This window comes from Paraburkholderia sp. EG304 (genome assembly GCF_046543485.1).
Classification (GTDB): domain Bacteria; phylum Pseudomonadota; class Gammaproteobacteria; order Burkholderiales; family Burkholderiaceae; genus Paraburkholderia; species Paraburkholderia youngii.
Map to the genome: position 1 here is coordinate 46,896 of NZ_JBKGUA010000026.1, position 24,767 is coordinate 71,662.

General features: G+C 63.6%; 21 protein-coding genes and 2 pseudogenes. 7 read left to right on the forward strand and 16 right to left on the reverse strand.

Features of this window, described 5'->3' with window-relative positions; all coding sequences use genetic code 11:
- Positions 1-51: 51 nt before the first annotated feature.
- Positions 52-279 carry a hypothetical protein gene (locus ACLFKU_RS26695; protein WP_410851088.1) on the forward strand — a complete coding sequence of 76 codons (228 nt, stop codon included), beginning with the start codon at positions 52-54 and terminating at the stop codon, positions 277-279.
- A gap of 162 nt (positions 280-441) precedes the next feature.
- Positions 442-807 carry a hypothetical protein gene (locus ACLFKU_RS26700; protein ID WP_410851089.1) on the forward strand — a complete coding sequence of 122 codons (366 nt, stop codon included), beginning with the start codon at positions 442-444 and terminating at the stop codon, positions 805-807.
- Between the two features lie 479 nt (positions 808-1,286).
- On the opposite strand, the pseudogene ACLFKU_RS26705 reads toward ACLFKU_RS26700, so the two are convergent.
- The 3 genes and pseudogenes from ACLFKU_RS26705 to ACLFKU_RS26715 all read right to left on the reverse strand — a co-directional run.
- Positions 1,287-2,037: pseudogene (locus ACLFKU_RS26705) on the reverse strand (PDDEXK nuclease domain-containing protein); the annotation flags it as partial.
- A gap of 148 nt (positions 2,038-2,185) precedes the next feature.
- Positions 2,186-3,568, reverse strand: coding sequence for an ISNCY family transposase (locus tag ACLFKU_RS26710; RefSeq protein WP_410851090.1), 1,383 nt, complete (start codon positions 3,566-3,568; stop codon positions 2,186-2,188).
- A gap of 548 nt (positions 3,569-4,116) precedes the next feature.
- A complete protein-coding gene (locus ACLFKU_RS26715; RefSeq protein WP_368583564.1) occupies positions 4,117-4,539 on the reverse strand; it encodes a hypothetical protein in 423 nt (140 codons plus the stop codon).
- Positions 4,540-5,252: 713 nt separating this feature from the next.
- Between ACLFKU_RS26715 and ACLFKU_RS26720 the strand changes: the two genes are divergently transcribed.
- Entirely contained in the window at positions 5,253-5,657 is a 405-nt protein-coding gene (locus ACLFKU_RS26720; protein ID WP_176105912.1) for a helix-turn-helix domain-containing protein, read from the forward strand.
- A gap of 70 nt (positions 5,658-5,727) precedes the next feature.
- On the opposite strand, the pseudogene ACLFKU_RS26725 reads toward ACLFKU_RS26720, so the two are convergent.
- A pseudogene (locus ACLFKU_RS26725) lies at positions 5,728-6,684 on the reverse strand (pyridoxamine 5'-phosphate oxidase family protein); the annotation flags it as partial.
- A 43-nt stretch (positions 6,685-6,727) separates the two neighbouring features.
- Positions 6,728-7,369, reverse strand: a complete 642-nt coding sequence (locus ACLFKU_RS26730; protein ID WP_410851091.1) for a glutathione S-transferase family protein — start codon at positions 7,367-7,369, stop codon at positions 6,728-6,730.
- A gap of 109 nt (positions 7,370-7,478) precedes the next feature.
- Between ACLFKU_RS26730 and ACLFKU_RS26735 the strand changes: the two genes are divergently transcribed.
- Complete coding sequence (locus tag ACLFKU_RS26735) at positions 7,479-8,393, forward strand: LysR family transcriptional regulator (protein ID WP_410851092.1); 915 nt, start codon at positions 7,479-7,481, stop codon at positions 8,391-8,393.
- 136 nt (positions 8,394-8,529) lie between these two features.
- On the forward strand, positions 8,530-9,405 hold the full coding sequence (gene purU, locus ACLFKU_RS26740; RefSeq protein WP_410851093.1) for a formyltetrahydrofolate deformylase: 876 nt from the start codon (positions 8,530-8,532) through the stop codon (positions 9,403-9,405).
- 58 nt (positions 9,406-9,463) lie between these two features.
- Here purU and ACLFKU_RS26745 read toward each other — a convergent pair whose 3' ends face one another.
- The 10 genes from ACLFKU_RS26745 to ACLFKU_RS26790 all read right to left on the reverse strand — a co-directional run bounded on the left by ACLFKU_RS26745 (position 9,464) and on the right by ACLFKU_RS26790 (position 21,913).
- The gene (locus ACLFKU_RS26745) at positions 9,464-10,321 is read right to left on the reverse strand and encodes a glycine betaine ABC transporter substrate-binding protein (protein ID WP_368583560.1); all 858 of its coding nucleotides are present in this window, start codon (positions 10,319-10,321) and stop codon (positions 9,464-9,466) included.
- A 182-nt stretch (positions 10,322-10,503) separates the two neighbouring features.
- Entirely contained in the window at positions 10,504-11,694 is a 1,191-nt protein-coding gene (locus tag ACLFKU_RS26750) for a 2Fe-2S iron-sulfur cluster-binding protein (RefSeq protein ID WP_410851094.1), read from the reverse strand.
- Between the two features lie 34 nt (positions 11,695-11,728).
- Complete coding sequence (locus ACLFKU_RS26755; RefSeq protein WP_410851095.1) at positions 11,729-13,015, reverse strand: aromatic ring-hydroxylating oxygenase subunit alpha; 1,287 nt, start codon at positions 13,013-13,015, stop codon at positions 11,729-11,731.
- Positions 13,016-13,088: 73 nt separating this feature from the next.
- Positions 13,089-13,865 carry an electron transfer flavoprotein subunit beta/FixA family protein gene (locus ACLFKU_RS26760; RefSeq protein WP_410851096.1) on the reverse strand — a complete coding sequence of 259 codons (777 nt, stop codon included), beginning with the start codon at positions 13,863-13,865 and terminating at the stop codon, positions 13,089-13,091.
- On the reverse strand, positions 13,862-15,049 hold the full coding sequence (locus tag ACLFKU_RS26765; RefSeq protein ID WP_410851120.1) for an electron transfer flavoprotein subunit alpha/FixB family protein: 1,188 nt from the start codon (positions 15,047-15,049) through the stop codon (positions 13,862-13,864). The genes ACLFKU_RS26760 and ACLFKU_RS26765 overlap by 4 nt, the downstream gene beginning before the upstream one ends.
- A gap of 7 nt (positions 15,050-15,056) precedes the next feature.
- Positions 15,057-16,982 (reverse strand): (Fe-S)-binding protein, encoded by a 1,926-nt coding sequence (locus ACLFKU_RS26770; RefSeq protein WP_410851097.1) that lies wholly within the window; start codon positions 16,980-16,982, stop codon positions 15,057-15,059.
- 2 nt (positions 16,983-16,984) lie between these two features.
- On the reverse strand, positions 16,985-19,048 hold the full coding sequence (locus tag ACLFKU_RS26775) for an FAD-dependent oxidoreductase (protein WP_410851098.1): 2,064 nt from the start codon (positions 19,046-19,048) through the stop codon (positions 16,985-16,987).
- A gap of 25 nt (positions 19,049-19,073) precedes the next feature.
- A complete protein-coding gene (locus ACLFKU_RS26780; protein WP_410851099.1) occupies positions 19,074-19,613 on the reverse strand; it encodes a DUF5943 domain-containing protein in 540 nt (179 codons plus the stop codon).
- 35 nt (positions 19,614-19,648) lie between these two features.
- A complete protein-coding gene (locus ACLFKU_RS26785; protein WP_410851100.1) occupies positions 19,649-20,620 on the reverse strand; it encodes a dipeptidase in 972 nt (323 codons plus the stop codon).
- An 18-nt stretch (positions 20,621-20,638) separates the two neighbouring features.
- Positions 20,639-21,913 carry a serine hydroxymethyltransferase gene (locus tag ACLFKU_RS26790; RefSeq protein WP_410851101.1) on the reverse strand — a complete coding sequence of 425 codons (1,275 nt, stop codon included), beginning with the start codon at positions 21,911-21,913 and terminating at the stop codon, positions 20,639-20,641.
- A gap of 82 nt (positions 21,914-21,995) precedes the next feature.
- Between ACLFKU_RS26790 and ACLFKU_RS26795 the strand changes: the two genes are divergently transcribed.
- Positions 21,996-22,256 (forward strand): hypothetical protein, encoded by a 261-nt coding sequence (locus ACLFKU_RS26795; RefSeq protein ID WP_410851102.1) that lies wholly within the window; start codon positions 21,996-21,998, stop codon positions 22,254-22,256.
- A 76-nt stretch (positions 22,257-22,332) separates the two neighbouring features.
- Positions 22,333-23,328, forward strand: a complete 996-nt coding sequence (locus tag ACLFKU_RS26800) for a GlxA family transcriptional regulator (RefSeq protein WP_368583550.1) — start codon at positions 22,333-22,335, stop codon at positions 23,326-23,328.
- Positions 23,329-23,443: 115 nt separating this feature from the next.
- Here ACLFKU_RS26800 and fdhA read toward each other — a convergent pair whose 3' ends face one another.
- Positions 23,444-24,643 carry a formaldehyde dehydrogenase, glutathione-independent gene (gene fdhA, locus ACLFKU_RS26805; protein WP_368583549.1) on the reverse strand — a complete coding sequence of 400 codons (1,200 nt, stop codon included), beginning with the start codon at positions 24,641-24,643 and terminating at the stop codon, positions 23,444-23,446.
- Between the last annotated feature and the right edge of the window lie 124 nt (positions 24,644-24,767).

Below are 24,767 nucleotides of genomic sequence, written 5' to 3' on the forward strand. Positions count from 1 at the left end.
CTTTCCGGGGAAACGCTGTGGAAGCCGGGCGCCAGGTGTTGGGGACCTAACATGGTAAGTCGCGCGCTGTCGGTGAGGCGCATCGCTATTCATGAACGCCGGATTATCGACAGCACGGTCCGTGGGCGTATCGGACGGGACGAGTCGCAGGCAGGATACCTGCCGCTTGTGGTGATCGACGGCAAGAAGGTCTCGTGGAACGAGCTTGGGCGAATGCTCATGAGCATGGAAGGACGGTATTTCCGGCTCGATATCGCTGATCCGAGCGAAGAGCTTTGAATTGCAACGCCGACGCTGCGGAATGGGCCCCGAACGTTGGCTCGGAAACGGTATTCCAGCCCGGCCGCTCGAACGTGGCAACGCTAGCGGGGCAGAGCTATGGTCGCAGTCATACACGACGATCTTGCGATGGCCTTTGACTTCGTCAGTTACGGAGGTCCAATGGAGCATAACGCGTATGTCTCGCTCGATACGGGCGTGATCTGGTGGACTTCCGATTCCAGTGACGCGTTCGACGAGGAGCTCCCCGACAATCTTGAAACTTCAGATACTTATCTTGCGATACCGCATAAGAACGAGTTTGATCTCGGAGGACATCACGCGCTGCGCTTTGTCGCGCAGGAGTTGCCTGCGCGTTACGAGCAGGTCGAGGGATTCTTCCGGCGGCAGGGGGCCTGTGCGCGTTTCAAAGGTTTGCTCGAGCGTGAAGCCGTTCCCGAGCGTTGGTATTCTTTGGCGGCCGATGCTGACGAAAGCGTGTTGATGCAATGGTGTGCCGAAAAGGGGCTTGAGCTGGTTGAGACGTGACGGACGGCGCTGTTTCAACGCCGAATCTTTGCGCTGGTTGCGCGGCTGTCTGGTCAGGCGACGCGATGCTCGGAGAGTCGGAGGGACTGGCTTGACGAACTGGCGAATATGAATCTGGATGAATCTGGAGTCAGAGGACGGGTGCCTCGGGATCATCCGCGATCTGGACGTCCTCGCTGAGTAGTTGGTCACGGTAACCGGTTCACGGATGCCGGGATCGAGGTGTTCAAGGAACTGATTGCTCAAGCGAAGCGACAGTCTGGCGCGACGTGCAGCGCGGTTAGATGGGCGACGTAGGGCAGGAGACTGCGTCTCGTGCGCCCGAACATACTCAATAGCCCCGGGGCGGATGGATGCGCAGCAGCGGCTCGAAAAAGCTCGGGTGCGTACAAGTCCCGGCAGACAAGGGCGTCATCGCAGGCACCATGTATCGCGCAATCGTCCAATCGCGCGTGTGGCTCAGTGGCCGTGTGCGTCGGCAAGTCCGGTCGGCGTTCCGCCTCGATCTGGTCGATGGATGGCAGCCCGCTTTCCAGCGATTCAGGCACATGGCGCAAAAGCTGATATTCGGCGACACCCATCGGCTTGGCAACGCCGCGCAGCGCATATTCCGCAACGAGCCGGTTCTTCTCCTTGCACAGTAGCAGTCCAATGGTCGGCTGGTCTTCCGGAGCCTTGACCTGTGCGTCGATCGCGGAAAGGTAGAAGTTGAGCTGGCCTGCGTACTCGGGCCTGAACGGCGTCGTTTTCAGTTAGACGACGACATAGCAGCGCAGCTTCAGATGATAGAAAAGCAGGTCGATGAAAAACTCGTCACCGCCGACCTCCAGCCGGTACCCGGTTCGAGGAGAAACCGCGTGATGTGCTGCGTGAGTGCACGCTCGATGTCGCGCTCCTGGGCGTTCTCGGTCAAGCCGAGGAAGTCAAAGATATAGGGATCCTTGAGGGCGTCGCGCGCGAGATCGGATTGCTGGGGGGGCAGCCGGTCGGCGAAATTCGTGACGGCGCTGCCGGCACGCGCATGCGCCGCCGTCCAGCTTGTCGAGCAGCATGACGACATGCGACCACGGTAATTGTGCAACGGGCTGTTGCACAGATTCCGGCTGCGGAAAAGGCTTGCGCCAGGGCTCGCATGTACTTTAGGTTGCGCGAGGAGAATCCGCGCATGTCGGGAAAGGCTGCCTTGAAGTCCCGCGCGAGCCGGTCTAGCGGAGCCGCCGCGTAATTTTCCGATTGTACGATTGCACCGCATCAAATGTCCCCGTCAAGTTCAAACGTCGTGGTGCCAGCTAAATAGAAATGTCGGGTTTTTCTCGCTGTTTCCTGTCTTTTTTCAAGGTTTTGGGGCGGGGCGGCGAAGCCGCCCCCTGTCCATCCCTCATTTTGAGCTGACTTCGAGAATCGCCTGATTAAGGTCGGCGACCTCGATTGCGCGCTGCTTCTTCAGCCCGATCAGCGCCTTCTTTGCCTGGACCTGCTCGCCGCAGTGCGTGCGCGATGGGGACCCCGCTGCCCGGCGATCGTCGCGGATGGCCTGAACGCGGCGGGCGACTTCCAGTGCGCCCGCGAGGCGCTTGTTCTCAATCTCCGCGCCCTGATCGATATGGGTGATGCGGTCATATTGCCGGTACGGCAGTACCGCGCCGCGGGCCTGCACCTCGATCACGCCATCGGGATACTCGACGACCTCGACATATTCATGCGTAAGCGCCCGGCTGACGGGCGTGTCATCGAGCAGGTACAGCACCCGGTCGTACTGCACCGTCAGTGCATTCGAGATCCTGTGCGGGACACGGTAGGCCAGGATCTGCCGCAGATCCTCGTCGTCGCGCAGCGGCCGGTGTGCATCGTAGTCGCTCCTGGGTGGCTTGCCGAACCGCCGGTTGAAGTCGGCGATGAAGGAGGGCGCATACGCATTCGCGGCGTCCCGCGTGCTGATGCCGCGCAGCCTCAGCTCCTTGACCAGCCGGTCCTGCAACGTCTGGTTCGCGCGTTCCACGCGTCCCTTGGCCTGGCTCGTGTTGGCACAGAATGCGTCGATATTGAGCTCATACAGCGCCCGGCTAAACTGGGTGACGCCTTTGCCCGCCGTCTCCGAGCGTTGCTTCACGTAGAAGACGCTGGCCTTGTCGCTGTAGAACGCCACCGGCTTGCCGTGCGCGCCCAGATACTTCGACAGTGCCTCGAAATAGCTGAAGGTCGACTCCGTCGCCGTGAAGTGCAGCGTCATCAGCCGTCCGGTCGCGTCGTCGATGAAGACCAGCAGCGTGCAGGCGGGCGCCCGGTCCTCGAACCAGCGGTGATCGCTGCCGTCGATCTGGATCAGTTCACCGAGGCACGCGCGGCGGTTACGCGGCTGGTACACCTTCGGCGGCCGATCCCTGCGCGGCACCCACAGTCCCGCGGCAATCATCAGCGTGCGCACCGTTTCGACCGCCAGTTCGATGCCATGACATTCCCGCAGCTTCTCGCGCGCCAGGGTCGGCCCGAAATCCGCGTAGCGTTCGCGGATCAGCGCCAGCGCCCGCTGCGCCTTGCCAGCAGGCAGCTGGTGGTTGCCCGCACGCCCACGCTTGCCTGACACCAGCCCGGCCACGCCGGCCGCGTCGTAACGCAGCACCAGCCGTTCGATCTGGCGCACGCTCAACCCCAGACGTTCGGCGGCCTGGCCCGGCTTGAGCCGGGCCTCGGTCACGGCCTGGATGACCTTCAGCCGATCGATCTCGCGCATCGTCATCGTGATCGTCCGAGTCGCGTTCATCGCCGGCTCCCTGAGCGGATGTCCGGCAGTCAAACTACCCAGAACACGACATTTCTATTTAGCGGAAACCCGACATTTCTATTTGGGACCTACGTCAAAAATATTGATAATTTATATTATGTCAAATTCCATATTTGTCGAAGACCGCCACCACGGGACACCGACGATGCCCAATCACGATAGCGAGCTGTCCAAAGCGCGAGTCTCCGTCGTACCGCAATCGACGCCCGGATGCTGGACGATTCAGTGATCGTCAACAAAGCTGGCTCGACAATTCAATGTCAACTTTCCGCGCACTCAATCAGATCCTTCACGAATTACGACCCTCCACTCGGATCGGGTGCTTCCATGCGCGCGATATGCCGCAATTAGACAATTGCTAAATCTTTCTTTGTGCCCTTGAGGAATAAGCTTTCAAGCTACCGCGAATACCGCTATCGCAGCTCAAGCGGATTTTTTATCGTTGTCTATTGGCTTGTGGCTCAGAGACGTTTCGCATTTTCTCCCGCCCGGCGAGCGTCTCCTCGCGCCAGAAGACTGCGCATGCGCTACGTACATTTCGACGCGGCGCACGGACACAACGCGTTCGCCGCGTTGCCGTTTGCCTCGGTCTTCGATGCATGTTCGAACACCCGTAGACGCTCGGCATCCGCAATCAGTCGTTTCTTGGTCGTCGAGCGTCCCGCCGATCCGAAGCCCATCACCTTTTCGTATTCACCCGGCCTGTCGTGCCTGAAACGATTAAAGAAGTCATCCCCCGGCAGGCCGTTATCAAGGCTCATCAGGCAGCCGTAGTCGAGCGACGCGCAATCGCTCAGCGAGCGCGCCGCGTCCGCCAACGCGCGATAACGGCTTTGCAACGGTTCGTCGCGACCGAAAAGAGCGTGCAGTTCCTGATAAGACACGAGTCTCTTGCGCCTGGCGGCACGCAATAGCATCGCGGCAATATCGCGGGTCCTATCAGTGTTCATGTCATTCTCCTTACCACCTGCTTGCAGTGCCCAATGGCACCGATGAGAGCGCTGCTGTCACCTTTGATCGTTTTATGCGTATCGAGTCAGAAAGTGCCCGGGGGAAAGTATTTCCGGGTATTGAGCGACGCAGTCAAATTAAGCAGATGGTTACCGGAGTCGGGATTCACAGCGATACTCTGCGCGAATGTCCCGTTTTCCTATAGTCCGCCTGGAAAAGCGCCGCGAAACGGTTTTCAATCTTCAGAACCCATTTTTCGCAGATTTCAAGCGAATGCGACCCTGCATCGAAAAATGCATTCGAATTGCATTCGCAAAACAGAAATCCACGCATTCAAACGATTCTGTCTTCCGACCTGCCGCGCCCACTATCAAGCCCCAGACGCCAAGCTCTGTGCGGCTTGGCGGTATTTGGCGGCTATCGGCGCGAGCCCAGCCAGATTGATCTTTTCTTTAAATCAGTTCAATCAGGTTAGCAAACGTGAAATTCAATCGCAAGGAAGATCTTTACGGTTGTAGAAAGAAAAAGATAGTGCGGACGTCTTACTCGACGATTACGTCGTTTTCTATCAGAGGAAAGACGCGATTGATTTTTTATTCTTTTAGACACAGCGGGCGACTTTTCGATTATCTGTAAGTGGGCGTGCCCTCTTCTCTGTCTACACCAGCAACCGATTGCAGTCCGGTCAGCGACCCAACGGCGGAGTTCTTCAATGCATCGACCGAATGACGATTTACCGACCGTCGCACGACGTCTCACGGCGGGCAAGAAACTGCTCGACGGCATCGCTGCGGCCGAGGTCGCGAAACAGATGGGAATGGCAAAGACGACCGTCGAGCGATACCGCAAGCTATTGGAGCAAGGCGGGCTCGACGCGCTCAGAAACATGAGCGTCGGCGGGCGCCATTCCGCACTCGCGGTGGCGGATCTGGACTGGTTGGCCGAGGCGCTGAGGGCCTCGCCGCGCGACTATGGCTTCGACTCCGATGGCTGGAGCAATGCGCGCATGCGCGAGCTGATAAGCCGTCAGTTCGGCATCTCTTACTCGCGGGTCTATGTATGGCAACTGGCCACCAGACTCGGCGTGTCTTACCGGCTCGGCCGAAATGCACACTAAAACGGCGGCCGCACCAGGCTAACGCACGCGCGTTCGCATCGGCTCAGGCGCTTTCTCGAACCTTTGGCAAAAACTGCGGCGCGAATTCGACCTGCGACCATTGGAACGGCAACGCGCCGCGGCTGCGCCGGACTTCGTCCACATGGAACCGCACGAGCCGCTGCGCGCCCGCAAATGCCGCGAGTTCGTCGCCGTCCCAGACGATCTCCGCTCGCACCGCCAGATAAAGCAGATCGCCGGTTGCGAAGTCGATGAACAGCAGGCCCGCGCGCGGATCGTGCACGAGGTTGCCGATCGTGTTGAAGAAGCGGTTGCCGCTGTAGTCGGGCGTGGTCAGCGTATTTGCGTCGTCCACGCGCACGAAGCCCGGTGCGCCGCCGCGATGCGAAACGTCTACACCCTTCCCCACCCCCGCTTCCTCGCTCAGATTCGCACTAGCGATAAAGAACGTGTCCGCGCTCGCGAGCAATTCGCGGTCGGCACTGTCCAGGCGGGTGGAGATCTCGGGCTGCACGCCCGTCGCGGCCGGGTCCCGCTCGATGAAAGACGGCGTACGGCTCTGGATGTACTTCGGGCAATTGCCGAAACTCTGCATGACTTCGAGCTGCAACGCGTCGCCCTGCACGGACCGTACGACGCCATTCACCCGATTGCGGCGCCGCGTGCGCGGTTCGATACCCAGCGCGCCGAGCTGCGCCCCTTCGCGGCACGCCGCGGCGAGCGGATCGCCAGCCAATGCGCCGCCTTCGATGCGCAGCGTGCGCGCGTCGGGTGACGTGACGAAGCCCGGCGAACTCGCGCGTAGCGTCGCCCACGGCTGACCGCTCGCATCGACGCCGCCGATCACGAGCAACGGCTGCGCGGCAAAGAACTCGCGATGCTGCTCCGGCATGAAACGGCGAATGCCCCGACGCCCCATCGACTCCGCCACGTCGCGCACACCCGCGCGCTGCTGCGCATCCTGCTCGCCGGCATGAAACGGCGACACGTCGGCTCCCCAGTTATTGAGCGGAACGAACTCGGACATGATCTGACTCCCTTGCAAGATCTGAAGCGGCTCTGAACGCGTATCACGCCGCCAGCAAACCCGCCTTCGTCGACGGCATCGCGATGAAACGCGGCAATGCTTCCACGCGACCCAGCCACGCACGAATATTGGGATACGGCTGCAACGACACGCCGCCTTCGGGTGCGTGAGCGATATACGTGTGCGCGGCGATATCGGCGATCGTGACGTGCGCGCCAGCCACGAACGGCTTGCCGGCAAGCTCCGCGTCGATCACGTCGAACAGCTTGACGGCGATCTGCTTAGCACGCTCGTGGTCGAGCGGCGCGCCGAATACGGTAACGAGCCGCGCCGCGCACGGCCCGTATGCGATCTGGCCTGCCGCGAGCGACAGCCAGCGCTGCACCGCTGCGGCGCCGATTGGATCGTTGGGCAGCCACGACGCGTCGCCATAGCGCTTCGCCAGATAAACGAGAATCGCGTTCGAGTCGAACAGCGTCAGCTCGCCGTCCTGAATCGTCGGCACCTGACCGAACGGGTTCAGCGCGAGGTACTCGGGCTTGCGGTTCTCGCCCGCCTTCATGTCCAGCTCGATCACCTCGAACGGCAGATCGAGCAGCGACAGAAACAGCTTCACGCGATGACCGTGGCCTGACAGCCGTGTCGTATACAGCTTGATAGGCTGGGCGGGTCGGGTGGCGGACATGGAGGTCTCCGGACAGGTTGAATGACACGCCCAGCATAGGGCGTAGGCACTACCGCGCGGAAGCCCGATAATCCGGGAAACACAGTCAAGCGAGAATGGACAATCGATCATGGCCGATGTGCGCAACGTGAACCTGAACCGCCTCGCGATCTTCGTCGCGGTCATCGAGGCGGGCTCGCTGAGCGCCGCCGCGACGCGGCTCGGACTCGCGAAGACGATGGTCAGCACGCACATGCAGCGACTCGAGGCGGAGGTCGGCGCGAGCCTGCTGGTGCGCACCACGCGGCGGCTCGGCGTCACCGAGGCGGGCCGCACGTTCTACGAGGCGAGCGTGAAGATACTGCGCGCCACCGAGGACGCGTTGAACGCGCTCGGCGGAGAAACCTCGCCGGTGCGCGGCACGCTGCGCGTCAGTGCGCCGAACGACTACGGCGCGCTCGTCGTCACGCCCGCGCTGGTCGAATTGCGCCGCACCCACGCACAGCTCGACGTGGAGCTGCTGAGCAGTGACCGCTACGTCGATCTGATTGCCGATGGCATCGACGTCGCGATCCGGCTTGGTCGTCTCGCGGATTCGAACTATCGCGCGGTGAAGCTCGGCAGCTTCGTCAAGTGGCTCGTCGCGAGTCCCGAGTTCCTGCACACGTGGGGCGTGCCGAATACGCCGGCCGCTTTGGAGACCCTGCCCTATTGCGCGTTGTCGGTGCTGCCGCATCCGTTGACGCTCGATCTGCGCCACGCCGACGGTAGAACCGCGAGCGTGCGCTGTGAGTCCGCTCTGCGTGTCAACACGGCCGATGCCTGCCGCGCGGCGACGCTCGCGGGCGGCGGCATCGGTCTGCTGACGGATTTTTCGATCGCGGACGACGTCGCGGCGGGACGGCTGATCCGGCTGCTGCCCGAATGGGCAACCGCGCCGGCGAGCATCCAGGCCGTGTTTCCGCCGACGAGTCACCCGCCGGCGAAAGTGCGCGCATTGATCGATACGCTGAAGCGAAGGCTCGCGGCGGACCCCGCGGACTAGCGCGGCAGATCCTCCTGGCGTTCCCATTCCAGCGCAACGGCGGTTAGCTTCTATCCCCGCGATCGCCCGATTTGCTCTACTGCGACGATGCGCGCCGCGCCCCGCGGCCGCGCCTGATCGTCAATGTGGAGAGCTCATGTCCGCCATTTCCCGTCCTGCTCAAAGGGTCCTCACCGTCGCGTGTCCGAGCGCGGCGGGCCAGGTTGCCGCCGTCGCCGGCTTTCTCGAACGGCATCGTTGCTATGTCGACGAACTCACCGTTTTCGACGACGAACTCAGCGAGCGCTTTTTCGTGCGCTGTGTGTTTCACCACGTCGATCGCGACGACGCGTTGCAGATCGCCACGCTGAAGCAGGAATTCGCGCCGATCGCCGAACGCTTCCGGATGACGTGGGCGATCCACGATCTGTCGGTCCGGCCGAAGGTCATGATCATGGTGTCGAAGCTCGAACACTGCCTCGCCGATCTGCTGTTTCGCTGGCGCATGGGCGAGCTGAAAATGGACATCGTCGGCATCGGCTCGAATCATCGCGATCTCGAACCGCTCGCGCGGCAGCACGGCCTGCCGTTCCATCATCTGCCGATCACCGCCGACACGAAGCCGCAACAGGAAACGCAACTGCTCGAGCTGTTCGACTCGTCCGGCGCCGAGCTGCTGATTCTCGCGCGCTACATGCAGATCCTGTCCGCCGAAACGAGCCGCGCGCTCGCCGGTCGCGCGATCAATATCCATCATTCGTTCCTGCCGGGGTTCAAGGGGGCGAAACCGTATCATCAGGCCCATGCGCGCGGCGTCAAGGTGATCGGCGCCACCGCCCATTTCGTCACCGACGATCTCGACGAAGGTCCGATCATCGAGCAGGGAGTCGAACCGGTCGATCATTCGTACAGCCCCGAACGGCTGCTGACGACCGGACGCGACGTCGAATGCATCACGCTCGCGCGCGCGGTGAAGGCGTTCGTCGAGCGGCGCGTGTTCATCAACGGCGAGCGCACCGTCGTGCTGCGGTAAACAGAAAAACGCCGCTGAAAAGCGGCGTTTTCATCAGGCTGAGCCGGCGCTTGCCGACTTACTTCACCCAGCTATCCACGCGGTCCGAATGCGCGCTGATCCACGCGTCGGCCGCCGCAGTCGGCTTTTCACCATTCTGCGTGGCCAGCATCACCGTGTCGATCTCGCCCGGCTTCCATTGGAACTTCTTCAAGAACGCGACCACCGTCGGCGCTTTTTTCTCGAGCTCGGGATTCACCACCGTATCGACGTGCTCCGCTTCACCGAACACCTTCTTCGGATCGTCGAGGAATTTCAGCTTGTACTTCGCGAACATCCAGTGCGGCTTCCAGCCGGTCACGATAATCGGCTTGCTGGCCGCCTCCGAGCGCGCCAGTTCGGCGGTCATCGCGCTGCCGGAACTCGGCATCAGCTGATAGTCGAGTCCGTACGCCTTGATCGCCTCGCTGGTTTTCTGCATCACGCCAGCTCCAGCGTCGATGCCGACGATGCGCGCGCCGAATTCCGCCTTCTTCGCCTGCAGATCGCCGACGCTCTTCACGTCCACGTTGTCCGGCACGATCAGCCCGATCTTCGCGTCGTTGAAGTTCGCCCCGAGGTCGACCACCTTGTCCTTGAAGTTGTTCCAGTACGCGCCGTGCGTGACTGGCAGCCACGCGGACAGCGTCGCGTCGAGATCGCCGCGCGCCACGCCTTGCCACATCACACCGGCCGCCACCGGCACCAGTTGCACCTGATAACCGAGGCGTTTTTGGATCACCTCGGCGGCCACGTTCGACGTCGCAACGCTATCGTCCCAGCCCTCCACGTAACCGATCTTGATGGTCGGCTTCGAATCGGCCGACACGCCCGCACTGACCGCCGCCAGCATCACCCCCAACGCGCTTGCCACCACTATCTTTCCGATCAGTCTCATCGACGTTCTCCCGTTGATACATTTGCCAATTGACGCGTTTGCCATCGAACCGCAGATCGCGCATTTAGAATCGCCAGCCAGAATTGCCAGGTAGTGTTGTTTTGCGACATGCAGTTGTCCGCATGCGACTTCCACGCACATCCGCGCAGTGTTTGCTGTTTCTTGTGGTGTTATCAGTCGTATTACTTGTCGACGACGAGATCGCTCAGCGGCTTGCTACAGCACAGCAGCACCATGCCCTGATCGATCTCGCGCTGACGGATACCGCCCGCGTGCTTCATCGCCACTTCGCCCGACACGAGCTTGACCTTGCAGGTGCCGCACATGCCTTGCGTGCACGACGCCGGCAGCCGCACGCCCGCCTGCTTCGCCGCTTCGAGCACGTGCTGGCCAGCGCCGCACTCGATCTCGCGATGACTGCGCGCAAAGCTCACCTTGTAGCGCGCTTCGGTTTCGACTGGCGCCGGCGCATCGCGCAGCTCGTCGGCGGCATGCGCTTCGGCCAATGGCGCGGCCACCTCGCTGACGGTCTCGAACGAGAAGCTTTCCTCGTGATAGTGCCGGCGATCGAAGCCCCCTTCGTCGAGCAGCTTGCGCACCGCCTGCATATAAGGCGCGGGGCCGCAGGTGAAGATTTCGCGCTCCAGAAAATCCGGCGCAATCAGTTTCAGCAGCGGCAGCGTCAGAAAGCCGGTGATGCCGGGCCAATTGGTGCGCGCGCCCACGCGCTCGCAGACGAACGCGGTGCGGAAATGCGCCTGATTTGCGGCGATCAGATCGAGTTCGCGCGCGAAGATGATGTCGTCCGGCGTGCGCGCGCTATGCACGAAGACGATATCGCTGTCCTCGCCGAGTTCATGATGCGTACGGCTCATCGACATCAGCGGCGTGATGCCCGAGCCCGCCGACAAAAACAGGAACTTGCGCGCCGGATGCCGCGCGCAGGTGAATTCGCCGGCAGGCCCCAGCACGCGTACCTGCATGCCCGCATGCAGATGGTCGTGCAGCCAGTTGGACACCGGGCCGCCCGGCACGCGCTTGACGGTGATCGAAATCGTATGCGGTCGCGTGGGCGGCGACGAGATCGTATAGCAGCGATTGATCCGCTCGCCGTCGATCTCCAGCTCCAGCGTGATGAATTGCCCCGGCTCGAACACGAACGCGCGGCCGGATGGCGCGCGGAAGAAGAAGCTCTTCACGTCGTGCGTTTCGCTGCGGACCTGGCAGCACTCCAGCGTGTCGTCGGAATCACTGCTCCAGCGCGCCGGCAGCGCGTCCCAGAAGCGCGGCTGCGTCACACGGCTCAACGCGCCCGCTGGATTCTGTGAAGTCTGCTCGATATCCGCTTGAAACATGGCCTGATCGCGCATCATGGTTGTCCCCCCGCTCGTCATTGCGGTGTTGCACTCAGCGCGCGAACGACACGACTTTCTCGTCGTGCGCTGCTCGCGGGTTCGCGTCGTAATCCGCGAGACGGCCGATATACCATTCGCAGAACTTTTCGACGAGTCCTTCGGTGAACGGCGAATACGGACCCGGCTCATACGCGCTGCTCGTCGCGCCGCGCTGCGAATATTCGACGAGCGCGCGATCCTGGTCGTTGGTCGCTCGCCACACGGCGGTCAGATTGTCGACGTCGTAATCGATGCCTTCGCGCGCGTCCTTGTGCACGAGCCATTTGGTGCGCACCAGCGTCTTGCCGGCCGACAGCGGAATCACCGAGAAACTGACGATATGGTCGCTCATGAAGTGATGCCACGAATTCGGCTGGGTCCAGAACGACAGGCCGCCGAGGTCGGCCTCCTTGAAACCGCCGAGCAGTTTCTTCGAGGCGACCTTCGCGTCGAGCGTCTGCGATTCGCCGTCGCGATCGAGCGGCAGACGTTGCGTGCGAAACCCGGTGACCAGATCGGCGAGCCGCTCGATTTCCGCCGATGGCAACTGCATCGCCTCCCACTGCGCGGTGCGGCGCGCGACCGTCGCCTCGAACGCGGCCATGCCCTCTTCGTTCGCCGGCGTGCGCTGATAACCGAAACCGTATTCGTACAGCGAGATGGTCAGCTCCGGATGGTTCGCGACGCAGTGATAGCACTCGCGATTGTTCTCCATCGTCAGCTTCCAGTTGCCCTCCTCGATGATGTCGATCGACGCGGCGATCTTGCAGCCGGCCAGATCGTGCGGCAACAGATACGGCTCCATCGCGGCGCGCATCACTGAAAAATCGGCGGGCGGCTGCTCGGCGAGACAGATGAAAATCAGCCCCGCGAGATTTTCGACATGCACCGCCTTCAGGCTATGTTTGCAGCGGTCGAACTGTTCGCCCATGTGCTCGGCGAACATCAGGTCGCCATTGAGGCTATACGTCCAGCTGTGATACGGACAGACGATATTGCCGAGCGAGCCCTTGCCGGTATTGCACAGACGCGCGCCGCGATGGCGGCAGACGTTATGAAACGCGCGCACCTGCATGTCGTCGTCGCGCACGATCAGGATCGAGTCGTTGCCGATCTCGACCGTCACATAGTCGCCCGGCTCGGGCACGTCGGGCTCGACCGCGACCTGAATCCAGTGCTGGCGGAAAATCGCGTCGAGATCGAGCGCGAATATTTCCTCGCTCGTATAGAACGGCGCTTCCAGCGTGTAATTCTGCTTGCGGCGTTCGATCATTGCGCGAACGTCTGCGGAAACTTTCATTGTGTGCTCCGTTGCGTGTCACGTCTGGCGCCGCGCCAGGCCCTCCTGGTCGCATGCTGGCCCGAGCCGGAATTCAGTAATCCACCAGTTGATGCTCGCGCAAATACGCGAGGATCACTTGTGCTTTTTCGACGGAACTCCCTTCAATTACGACGCTGCCGCCGCGGCTCTCGGTCGTCGTCGCCGACAGCATGCGGGCGTGGCCCGAGCGCTTTTCGGCGGCGGCGAGTCGCACCGGTTTCGAGGCGGGGCCGATCGTCCACGCGGACTGTTCGGGAGTGGTGCGCTGCGGCGCGGCGCCGCCGACCGCGGCGGTGCGCTCGATCCTGCCTTCGCGCAGCCGCGCATACGCGTACGAGGTCGCGGCGTTCGCGAGCGGATGCACGGCGATCAACGCGGGCAGTCGCACTTCGACGCGCCGTCGCAGGCCCTTCGGCATGAACTGCCGGACTTGCGCACAACCGTCGCGCACAGCCAGATCCACGGCGGCGCCGACGAGCGGTACCGCCAGCGCATGCGCGACGCGATACGGCAGCATGCCGCTATCGAAGCCGCCTTCGGCGCGCGTGCCGGTGAGAACCAGTTCATAGCCACGCAAACGCGCGGCGAGTTGCGGCGCCGGATCGGCGTCGGGTGGCATCTCCAGCACTTCGACCGAACGCGCGCCGAGCGCCAGATATTCGTTCAGTGCGGCGTTCGACGGATCGCCCGCATGCAGCACGTCGAGCGTCGCGCCGTGCGTTCTCGCGAGCGACAGCGCCAGCGTCAACGCCGCCGCATCGTTGCGGCTGTAGCGCGCGACGCCGCTAACCGGATGACGTCCGATTGAAACCAATACGGCGATCTTCATGCGAGCACTCCTTCGGCAAGCTTGCCCGGCTGCAGCAGTGCGGCCGACGTCGCACGCGCGCCGCGCGCCGCGGCCGCCGCTTCGTTGAGCGCCGCGATGGTTTCCTGCGCGTCCGCGATCACGGTCAGATTCGCGCGCTTGGCGATCGGCGCGCTCGCGTCGAGGTTCACCGCGATCACATGGCGGCAATCCTTGATGCCCTGCAGATGCTGCACAGCGCCGGAGATACCGAACGCGATATACACGCTCGCCTCGACGGTCTTGCCGGTCGCGCCGATCTGCTTGTCGCGCGTGAACTTGCCGTCGTCGACGGCGACCCGGCTCGCGCCGATCGCCGCGCCGAGGGTCGTCGCGAGCCGCTCGAACGCGGCTACGTCGCTCACGCCATTGCCCGCAGATACGATGAAGTCCGCTTCTTCCAACGCGACCTGCGCTGCGTCGATTTCGTCGATGCCGAGATCGCGTATTGCGCGTTGCACGAGCGGGCGATCCGCTTCCCGGTCGAAGCGCCACGCGACCCGTTCGCCCGCGCCGACGAACGGCAGCTTCGGGTCGACCGCATTCGGCGCGAGCAGCACGACTTCGGGCAGCGCGCGGCTGGCTAGCGCCGTATTCGCGCGGATATAGGTGGACACGTGCGCCGCATCGATCTCGACGACGTGCGTCGCGACGCTCGCATCGGCCACCGACGCATAACGGCGGCCCAGGTCGCCGTCGCCGGTCGCGTTGTCGGGCAGGAAGACATGGGCCGGCGCGTATGCGGCGACGCAGGCCGCCAGCGCATTCAGCTCATCGTCCGGCGCGTACGTGCGGCGATGAAACATCGGCAATTCGATCAGTTTGTCGGCGCCGAGCGCGGCGGCATCGCCGGTAAATTCGCCGAACACCAGCAGCGCGACTTCGGTTTGCAAGTCCGCGATCAGCGCCGCGGCGGCGAGCGTTTGCCGCGCATGTTCATCGAGCGCGCCGCGATCCGCGTGCGCCGCTACCAGCAGCACATGGTGCGGCGTGGCCGTCGTACGGCGCGGCTTCGGCTGCTCGCGATGCGCGGCATGACGCGCATCAGCTAACGACGCACTGCCGCCGGCAGCCGTCACGCCAATTGCGCCGAGCGTGATGCGCTTGAGTCCGTGTGCCGTCACCGTGAACGGCCGGCGCGGATCGATTCGTTTGAGCGTATTCATCATCGCGTTACTCCAGCGCCGCGGCGACCAGTTCGGCCACGTCCAGCACTTCCGGGCGCGGCCCCACTACCCCTTCGAGCATCGCCGTGCAATTCGGGCAGCCGACCGCGACGATCTCCGCGCCGCTCGCGCGCGCGTCATCGATACGGATATCGGGAATCCGCCGTTTGCCGGGAATATCGGTCAACGGTGCGCCGCCGCCGCCACCGCAGCAGCGTCCGCGCATCCCGTGCCGCTCCATCTCGACCACCTTGATGCCGATGCTCTTCAACACACGGCGCGGCGCTTCGGTCTCACCGTTGTAACGGCCCAGATAGCACGGGTCGTGATACGCGATGTTGCGCTCCGTCACGGCGGCGGCCGCGCGCGGCGACAGCTTGCCGCTCGCGATCAGTTCGTCGATCAGCGCCGTGTGATGCTGCACCTGGTAGAAGCCGCCGAGCGCGCGATACTCGTTGCGCAGGCTATGCAGCACATGCGGATCGGCGGTGACGATGCGCGCGAACGAGTACTGCGAGAGCGTGCCGATCAGCGTACGAGCCAGTTGCTGGAACGTGGCTTCGTCGCCGAGACGCCGCGCGGTGTCGCCGGTATCGGTTTCGACGCCGCCCAGCACCGCGTAATCGACGCCGGCGCGGTTCAGCACCTTGACCAGCGCGCGCAGCGTGCGCTGATAGCGCATGTCGAACGCGCCTTCGCCGGCGATCAGCAGCACGTCCACATGACGGCCAGGCTGCGCGACCTGCACCTGCAGATCGACGGCCCAGTCGTAACGCGCACCGATGTCGTAGCCGTTGCTGCTGCCGGTCTCGCGCAGATTCGCGAGCGTCGCCGGCCCTTTGCCCGGCACGCTGCCCTCGACGAGCGTCTGGTTGCGGCGCATGTCCACGATCGCGTCGACGTGCTCGATCAGCATCGGGCACTCCTGCACGCAGGCGCGGCAGGTCGTGCACGACCACAGCGTGTCGGCTTCGATCAGCGACGAGATCAGCGGCTTGCCCGGCGCGCCCCCATGCTTGCCGACCGGAATGCCGGGCGTCGGGCTGCCCGCGTACTGCGCGTCGGTGCCGCCGACCATGCCGGTCACCAGATCCTGAATCAGCTTCTTCGGGTTCAACGGCTGTCCCGCCGCGAACGCGGGGCACGCCGCTTCGCATTTACCGCATTGCACGCAGGCATCGAAGCTCAGCAACTGGTTCCAGCGGAATTCGACCGGCTTGCCGACCCCGTATTCCTTCGCGTCGAGCAGCGGCATTTTCAATGCGGTGGGCGGCACCGCGTCAGGAGCGTTACGCGCCGCGGCCGCATCGGCAAAGCGCTCCTGACGCGGATGAAACGCGAGGTGGAGCAACCCGGCCAACGCATGCTTCATCGGACCGCCGCGCGCCGCGCCGAACGTCATCGTGAACGCGCCCGCCGCGATCAGCAGCGCGACGATCACAGCAAGAGCACCGGACATCGCCGTCGCGGGCAATGCGATGAACAAGGCGAGACCGAGCGCGAACGAACCCAGCAGCAACGGCAACTGATCCCACGGTCCCCGCGAGAGCCGCGCCGGCACTGCTTTCGCGCCATGCCGGCGGCGCCAGACGAACACCGTGCCGATCAGCATCGCCAGCGCGGCGACGAAGATCAGCTTGTCGAGCCACGGCGAGTAGATCGCGAAGCCGTAGTTGACGAACACGAGCGCCATCGCGAGGATCGCTCCGCCCGCCGTCGCAACGTGCGTGCGGGCGATGTACGGATCGCGCGCAACCACATGATGCAGGTCGACGAAGTAGCGCTTCGGGATCGCGAGCAGATTGGCCCAGCCGTAGGCGCCCGCGACGGTCGCGCGGCCCTCGCGCCAGTAGGCGGCGCGGCGTGCCAGCGCGAACGCGAGACCGGCCACCGACACCCACAGCAGGACGGTGATGACAAACACGGGGCTCATCGTCAGAAATCCTTGCAAAGGCGCAGCGCGTCGTAGATCGCGCCGTGAATGTTGTGCATCGAGATGCAGTCGCCGACCCGGAACAGCAGGAAGCGGCCGTTGCCGAGTTCTTCGTCCAGACACGGCTGCGGTTCGGACGCGAACAGCTTGTGCACGTCGACCTGGCCGCGATTGAGCGATTCAGGCTTCAGCTTCCAGTAAAGCTGGTCGTTCGGCGTACTGCCGTTTTCGATCACCACCTGATCGACCGCGCGTTCTTCCTGCTCCTCGGTGTACTCGTTGCGGATCACGGCGATCTTCTTGCCGTCCTCCTCATACACCTTGTCGAGCCAGTAATTGGGCGTATGGATCACGCCTTGTGCGTACAGCCGGCGATAGAAGATCGGGAACGTGGTGCCGCCGACGTCGTCGGCAACCTTCACGTCGGGCGTGACGATCTCCACGTTCCCGCCACGGCTCGCGATGAAATCAGCGACGCCCGCGCCCGCATGCGTGCTGACGCCGTCGTACACGAGCACGTTTTTGCCCGGCTCGACCTTGCCGGCCAGCACGTCCCACGAACTGACCGCGAGCCCCGCGTCGACACCCCATGCCGCGACCTGCGACGTGAACGCCGAACCGCCGGTGGCGAGCACGACGATGTCGGGCTTCTCGGCCATGATGGTCCGCTCGTCGGCGGCGACACCGAGGCGGCGGTCCACGCCGAGGCGCTTCGTCTCCATGTCGAACCAGCGCACGATGCCCGCCATCTGCTCGCGCTGCGGCGCTTTCGCCGCCAGCATGATCTGGCCGCCGACGTGATCGTTCTTCTCGAACAGCACCACGTCGTGACCGCGCGACTTCGCGACGCGCGCCGCTTCGAGCCCCGCCGGTCCCGCGCCGACCACGACGACCTTGCGCTTCGGCCCGCGCGACTTCACGATCACGTGCGGCATCGTCGCTTCGCGTGAGGTCGCGGCGTTCTGCACGCACAGCACGTCGAGCCCGTTGTACTGACGGTCGATGCAGTAGTTCGCGCCGACGCACTGCTTGATTTCGTCCTCGCGGCCATCGCGGATCTTGATGACCATATGCGGATCGGCGATCTGCGCGCGCGTCATGCCGACCAGATCGACCATGCCGCTCGCCAGCAGCCGCTCGGCCTGGCCCGCGTCGCGAATGCTTTGCGCGTGCATCACCGGCACCTTGACGACCTGCTTGATGCCGGCCGCCAGATGCACGAACGGCTCGGGCGGCAGCGCCATCGGCGGCATGCAGTTGGCGAGCGTGTTATGGGTGTCGGCGCCCGAACCGATCACGCCGAGATAGTCGATCAGGCCGCTCTCGCTCATTGCCTGGGCGATTTCCTTCAGCTGTTCGTGATCGAGCCCGTCTTCATGGAATTCGTCGCCGCACATGCGCAGGCCGACGCAGAAGTCGGCGCCCACCGCGGCGCGCACCGCCTGCAACACTTCGACGCCGAAACGCAGCCGGTTTTCGAGCGAGCCGCCCCATTCGTCGGTACGGAAGTTGGTGCGGGGGCTCCAGAACTGATCGATCAGATGCTGGTGCGCGGCCGAGATTTCGATGCCGTCCATGCCCGCATCCTTCACGCGCTTCGCCGCCGCCGCGAAGTCGCCGATGATGCGGCGAATCTCCTCGACCTCGATGATCTTCGCATTGCCGCGATGCACCGGCTCGCGCACACCGGACGGCGACATCAGATGCGGCCAGTGCTCGCCGTGAAACGCCGAACGGCGTCCCATGTGCGTGGCCTGAATCATGATCTTCGCGCCATGCGTGTGCATCGCTTCGGCGAGCCGTGCGAGCGGATCGACGATCTTGTCGGTCGCGAGATTCACCGACTTCCACCAGCCTTGCGGGCTGTCGATCGACACCGGGCTCGACCCGCCGCACACGGCGAGTCCGACGCCGCCCTTGGCCTTTTCCTCGTAGTAGCGGATATAACGGTCGCCGGGCAGACCGCCCGGTTCCGCATAGACCTCCGCGTGCGCGGTACTGACGATGCGGTTGCGCAGCGTCAGCTTGTTCAACGTGAGCGGCTTGAAAAGGTTCGGGTAACGCATCGCGGTCGACCTCGGAATGCTCGGATTAGATTGATGCCAGCGGCGACACTTCGAACACGCAGTGTTCGTGTCCTTCCGCCGCACAGCGTGCTTCTTTCGATTGCGACGGCGGACCCTTGCGCGCGCCGTCGGGCACGGTGTCGTTGACCCAGTCCATCGCGCCCGCGAACCAGCCGGCGAACATGTAGCAGAGCTTGCCGGTCTTGCCCGGTTGCGCGAGCACGAACGACGAGTGCCGCAGTTCGATCCGCGCATGCGAGTTCGCCGGATCGGCTTCGATGATCCTGAACAGGCCCCAGCCGCGCTGCGACAGACGGTTCAGGTAGTGCTCGAATACCGCCATGCCGGTGAGGCCGTGCTGTTTCGCTTCCTTCTCGCACCAGAAATAGGCGGACTTGTAGCCGGCCTTGTAGAGAATCTCGGCGTACGTGTCGCGGCCGAGCGCTTCCTCGACGGCGACGTGGTTGTTGGTGAAGAAATGACGCGGCACGTAGAGCATCGGCAGCGCGTCCGTGGTCCAGACGCCGGTGTCCGGATTCACATCGATGGGCAGTTGAGGTTGCATGTGGGGAACTCCGTTTCTATCCGCTGTAAAAAGGCTCACACCTTCCAGACTTCGCCGAACACCCGTACCCAGTTCTCGCCCATGATCTTGCGGATGCGCGTCTCGCTCCAGCCGGCGCGTTCCATCGCGGCGGTCAGGTTCGGAAACTCGCCGATCGTGCGAATGCCTTCCGGATTCACGACCTTGCCGAAGTTCGTCAACTGGCGATAACGGCCCTTGTCGTGCGTGATCCAGCCGAAGAACTCGGTGCTGTAGCCCTGTGTGAAGTCCGTGCCGATTCCTACCTGGTCCTCGCCGATCAGATTCACCACGTACTCGATCGCCTCGATGTAGTCTTCGACGGTCGCATCGGGGCCGCGCTTCAGGAACGGCGCGAACATCGTCACGCCGACGAAGCCGCCCGCATCGGCGATCTTCTTCAGTTGCTCGTCGGTCTTGTTGCGCGGGTGCTCCTTGAGCCCGGACGGGCAGCAATGCGAATAGCAGACCGGCTTCTTCGACGCCGCGATCGCCTCCGACGAAGTCTTGCCGCCCACATGCGACAGATCGACCATGATGCCGACGCGGTTCATCTCCTGAATCACTTCGCGCCCGTAGCCGGACAGACCGCCGTCGCGCTCGTAGCAGCCGGTACCGACGAGGTTCTGCGTGTTGTAGCAAAGCTGCACCACGTTGACGCCGAGATCCTTGAACGCTTCGATATAGCCGAGGTTGTCCTCGAACGCATGCGCGTTCTGGAAGCCGAAGATGATGCCGGTCTTGTTCTCTTTCTTCGCGCGGAAAATGTCGTCGGTGGTGCGCACCAGCGTGAGGATCTCGCTGTACTGGCGGATCTGCTGCTTCATTTCGGCGATGTTGTCGACGGTCTTCTGAAAGCTTTCCCAGACCGACACCGTGCAGTTCACGGCGGTGACGCCGCCTTTGCGCATGTCTTCGAACACCGAGCGCTCGAACTTCGAAATGTTCAGCCCGTCGATGATGATGCTGTTCTCGTGCAATTGACTCATCGTTTGCTCCGCACGTAATCAGTAAATGGGGAAGCGGTCGCACAGCGCGAAAATCTCGCGGCGCACGCGTTGTTCGGTGGCGGCGTCGCCTTCGGGGGACGCCCGCAGCGCATCGAGCACCTCGACGATCAGACGCCCGACGTCCCGAAACTCGCTGACGCCGAAGCCGCGCGTCGTGCCCGCCGGCGTGCCGAGGCGAATGCCGGACGTGACCGTCGGCTTCTCCGTATCGAACGGAATGCCGTTCTTGTTGCAGGTGATGCCCGCGCGCTCCAGCGCCTGCTCGACCTGATTGCCCTTGAGCCCCTTCGGCCGCAGATCGACCAGCAGCAGATGGTTGTCGGTGCCGCCCGTCACCAGATCGACGCCGCCCGCTTTCAGCACGTCGCCGAGCGCCCGCGCGTTCGCGAGCACGCTGTCGATATAGGTTTTGAAGCCCGGCTGCAGCGCCTCGCCGAACGCGACCGCCTTGCCGGCGATCACGTGCATCAGCGGGCCGCCCTGCAAGCCGGGGAACACGGCGGAGTTGATCTTCTTCGCGATCTCTTCGTCGTTGGTCAACACGAAGCCGCCGCGCGGACCGCGCAAGGTCTTGTGGGTGGTCGACGTGACCACGTGCGCATGCGGGACCGGATTGTCATGACGGCCGGCCGCGATCACGCCCGCGATATGCGCCATGTCCACCATCAGCTTCGCACCGACGCCGTCGGCGATCGCGCGCAGCCGTGCGAAGTCGAGCGCGCGCGGATAGGCGGAGAAGCCAGCGATCAGCAGCGTCGGTTTGTGCTGTTGCGCTAGTTCGTCGATCTGCTCGTAGTCGATCAGCATCGTGTCGCGCCGCACGCCGTACTGCACCGCGTTGAACCACTTGCCCGACAACGCGGGCTTCGCGCCGTGCGTCAGATGCCCGCCCGCGTCGAGCGACATGCCGAGCACCGTATCGCCCGGCTTCGTCAGGGCGAGCATCACCGCGCCGTTCGCCTGCGCACCGGAATGCGGCTGCACGTTGGCGAACTTCGCGTCGAAAAGCCGCTTGATACGATCGAGCGCGAGCGTCTCGATCTCGTCGACGTATTCGCAGCCGCCGTAGTAGCGCTTGCCCGGGTACCCTTCCGCGTACTTGTTGGTCAGCACCGAGCCCTGCGCGTCGAGCACCGCGCGCGACACGATGTTTTCCGACGCGATCAGCTCGACTTGCGACTGCTGACGCTCGAGCTCTTTCAGAATGGCGCCGCGCACTGCCGGATCGCGCGCCGGTAGCGAGTCTTCGAAGAAGGGATTCGGGTTCGACATGGAAGGTCCGTAAGAACGTTGACGGGGAGGCCGTTGCGGGTTGCCGGCGGGGTCGCGCCGCCGCTTTGCCTTGGATCTATTCTTGACGGTCGGCCCGCGCGTCGATTTACGAATTCAGACGCGTTCTTTGCCTTTTCCGCCATGCGCGTCCTTTTTCGACAAGTCGGCGCAGTCCGCCCGCGTGGGGCTGCACTACAACGCAGACTTGCTGCGCCGTTCGGGTGCGCCGTATGCCGTCGCGGCGCCGTTGTGGTGCCGCCTGGAAGCGATTTCATCAGCGGATTGCTTAGCCATTCCAGGCTTTGTGCGGAGCATCCAAGGGTTTAGCCTGATGGCATGGTAGTTGCCCTGCTACTCAGAATTGAGATAGTCGCCTTCCCCACGGCGACGCGAAAATTACATCAGGATTCCCCGTTCCCATGTCCACCGATCGCACGGCATCGTTGTCGCATTTCGCATTTATGCCGGTTCCCAACTTCACGATGATCGCGTTCACCAACGCGATCGAAGTGCTACGCATGGCGAACTACCTGACGGGCCAGACGCTTTACCGCTGGTCGATCGTGAGTCCGGCCGGCGGGCCGGTCATGGCGAGCAACGGGCTTTCCGTCGATACCGGTCCGGTCGAATGCGTCGGGCAACCCGATATCGTGTTCGTGGTCGGCGGCATCGACGTGCAGCGCTCCACCACCGCCGAGCATCTGTCCGCGCTGCGCCGTTTCGCGCGCATGGGCTGCGTGCTGGGCAGTCTGTGCACGGGCACCTATGCGCTCGCGCGCGCCGGTCTGCTGGCCGGTTATGCGTGCGCGATTCATTGGGAAAACATGTCGGCGCTGAAGGAGGAGTTTCCCGACACGCGCTTTCTGAAAGAGCTGTTCGTGATCGATCGGGATCGGGTGACCTGCACCGGCGGCGTCGCGCCGCTCGACATGATGCTGAATCTGATTTCGCCACGCGTCGGTACCGCGCGCGTCACGCAGATCGCCGAGCAGTTCATCGTCGAACACGTGCGCGACACCAGCGCGCAGCAAAAGATGCCGCTGGTCGCGCGGCTCGGCTCGGCCAACAAGTCGCTGTTCGAGGTGATCTCGCTGATGGAGAACAACATCGAGGAGCCGCTGTCGCGCGAGGAGCTCGCGCGGCTCGCCGGCATGTCGCAACGGCAGTTGCAACGGCTGTTCCGCGAGCACCTGGGCATGACGCCGACGCATTACTACCTGACGCTGCGCCTGCGGCGCGCACGCGAGCTGCTATTGCAGACCGACATGTCGATCATGAACATCACGATGGCGTGCGGCTTCCAGTCGGCTTGCCACTTCTCGAAGAGCTACCGCGATGCGTTCGGCACCGCGCCGACGCGCGAGCGCCGCAGCCAGGTGCCCTCGCTGTCCAGTGCGCCCGTGTTGGCGGCTTGATCGATGAAAATACGCGCTGAACGGTGTCTCCGTTCAGCGCGTGCATAAAGACGACGCGCTGCGTGGACCAGCAGCCCACCCAGCGCTGTCGCGGCACGCTCGCGGCTAGCGAACCTCAAGCCGCCTTCAAAAGCCCATGCGGGTCGATCACAAACTTCTTCGGCGCCCCGCCGTCGAATTGCCGGTAGCCCTCGGGCGCATCGTCGAGCGATACCACCGTCACGTTGACGATATCGGCGATCGGCAAACGATCCCACAGGATCGCCTGCATCAGATTGCGGTTGTACTTCATGACCGGCGTCTGCCCGGTGTGGAACGAATGCGACTTGGCCCAGCCCAGGCCGAAACGCAAACTGAGGCTGCCCTTTCGTGCGGCGGCATCGGTCGAGCCCGGATCATCGGTCACGTAGAGGCCGGGAATGCCGATCGCGCCGGCCGCGCGGGTGATTTCCATCAGCGAATTGAGCACCGTGGCCGGGGCTTCCTCGTGTGAGCCGCTGCTGCCATGACCGTGCGCTTCGAAGCCGACGCAGTCCACCGCGCAATCCACTTCGGGCTTGCCGAGGATCTGCTCGATCTGTTCGCCGAGCGTCGCGTCCTTCGACAGATTGATGGTCTGGAAGCCCATCTTGCGCGCATGCGCGAGGCGCGCTTCGTTCATGTCGCCGACGATCGTGCACGCTGCGCCCAGCAGGCGCGCGGACGCGGCCGCCGCCATGCCGACCGGTCCCGCGCCCGCGATATAGACAGTCGCGCCGGGCTTCACGCCGGCCATCACCGCGCCGTGATAGCCGGTCGGCAGAATGTCGGACAGGCAGGTCAGGTCGCGGATCTTCGCCATCGCCTGCGCGCGGTCCGGGAATTTCAGCAGGTTGAAGTCCGCGTAAGGCACCAGCACGTATTCGGCCTGGCCGCCTATCCATCCGCCCATGTCGACATAGCCATACGCGCCGCCCGCGCGCGACGGATTCACATTCAGGCACACGCCGGTATGCTGCGCCTTGCAGGTCGGGCAGCGTCCGCAGGCCACGTTGAACGGCACCGACACCAGATCGCCGACGCTCAGCGTTTCGACGTCGCGCCCTACCTCGATCACTTCGCCGGTAATCTCGTGCCCGAGTACCAGGCCGACCTCGGCGGTCGTGCGGCCACGCACCATGTGCTGATCGGAGCCGCAGATATTCGTGCTCACCACCTTCAGGATTACGCCATGGCCGATCGAACGGCCGCGTGGATCGACCATCTTCGGATAGTCGATCGACTGCACTTCGACCTTGCCCTGCCCCAGATACACGACGCCGCGATTGCTGCTCATTGTCTCGTCTCCATGTTCGTGAGCGGCGCGCCCGCACGCTGCATGGCGCACCGTTTCACGAGCGTAGCGCCCGCCCGCAGCGATCCCTGTGCCGAACGCGACACGGGTTTGGCTTCAGCCGACA

Bases quoted from the DNA above. Each gene is read 5' to 3' on its own strand.
- ACLFKU_RS26695 (WP_410851088.1), top strand. From the start codon at position 52: ATGGTAAGTCGCGCGCTGTCGGTGAGGCGCATCGCTATTCATGAACGC.
- ACLFKU_RS26700 (WP_410851089.1), top strand. From the start codon at position 442: ATGGAGCATAACGCGTATGTCTCGCTCGATACGGGCGTGATCTGGTGG.
- ACLFKU_RS26710 (WP_410851090.1), bottom strand. From the start codon at position 3,568: ATGAACGCGACTCGGACGATCACGATGACGATGCGCGAGATCGATCGG.
- ACLFKU_RS26715 (WP_368583564.1), bottom strand. From the start codon at position 4,539: ATGAACACTGATAGGACCCGCGATATTGCCGCGATGCTATTGCGTGCC.
- ACLFKU_RS26720 (WP_176105912.1), top strand. From the start codon at position 5,253: ATGCATCGACCGAATGACGATTTACCGACCGTCGCACGACGTCTCACG.
- ACLFKU_RS26730 (WP_410851091.1), bottom strand. From the start codon at position 7,369: ATGTCCGCCACCCGACCCGCCCAGCCTATCAAGCTGTATACGACACGG.
- ACLFKU_RS26735 (WP_410851092.1), top strand. From the start codon at position 7,479: ATGGCCGATGTGCGCAACGTGAACCTGAACCGCCTCGCGATCTTCGTC.
- purU (WP_410851093.1), top strand. From the start codon at position 8,530: ATGTCCGCCATTTCCCGTCCTGCTCAAAGGGTCCTCACCGTCGCGTGT.
- ACLFKU_RS26745 (WP_368583560.1), bottom strand. From the start codon at position 10,321: ATGAGACTGATCGGAAAGATAGTGGTGGCAAGCGCGTTGGGGGTGATG.
- ACLFKU_RS26750 (WP_410851094.1), bottom strand. From the start codon at position 11,694: ATGATGCGCGATCAGGCCATGTTTCAAGCGGATATCGAGCAGACTTCA.
- ACLFKU_RS26755 (WP_410851095.1), bottom strand. From the start codon at position 13,015: ATGAAAGTTTCCGCAGACGTTCGCGCAATGATCGAACGCCGCAAGCAG.
- ACLFKU_RS26760 (WP_410851096.1), bottom strand. From the start codon at position 13,865: ATGAAGATCGCCGTATTGGTTTCAATCGGACGTCATCCGGTTAGCGGC.
- ACLFKU_RS26765 (WP_410851120.1), bottom strand. From the start codon at position 15,049: ATGAATACGCTCAAACGAATCGATCCGCGCCGGCCGTTCACGGTGACG.
- ACLFKU_RS26770 (WP_410851097.1), bottom strand. From the start codon at position 16,982: ATGAGCCCCGTGTTTGTCATCACCGTCCTGCTGTGGGTGTCGGTGGCC.
- ACLFKU_RS26775 (WP_410851098.1), bottom strand. From the start codon at position 19,048: ATGCGTTACCCGAACCTTTTCAAGCCGCTCACGTTGAACAAGCTGACG.
- ACLFKU_RS26780 (WP_410851099.1), bottom strand. From the start codon at position 19,613: ATGCAACCTCAACTGCCCATCGATGTGAATCCGGACACCGGCGTCTGG.
- ACLFKU_RS26785 (WP_410851100.1), bottom strand. From the start codon at position 20,620: ATGAGTCAATTGCACGAGAACAGCATCATCATCGACGGGCTGAACATT.
- ACLFKU_RS26790 (WP_410851101.1), bottom strand. From the start codon at position 21,913: ATGTCGAACCCGAATCCCTTCTTCGAAGACTCGCTACCGGCGCGCGAT.
- ACLFKU_RS26800 (WP_368583550.1), top strand. From the start codon at position 22,333: ATGTCCACCGATCGCACGGCATCGTTGTCGCATTTCGCATTTATGCCG.
- fdhA (WP_368583549.1), bottom strand. From the start codon at position 24,643: ATGAGCAGCAATCGCGGCGTCGTGTATCTGGGGCAGGGCAAGGTCGAA.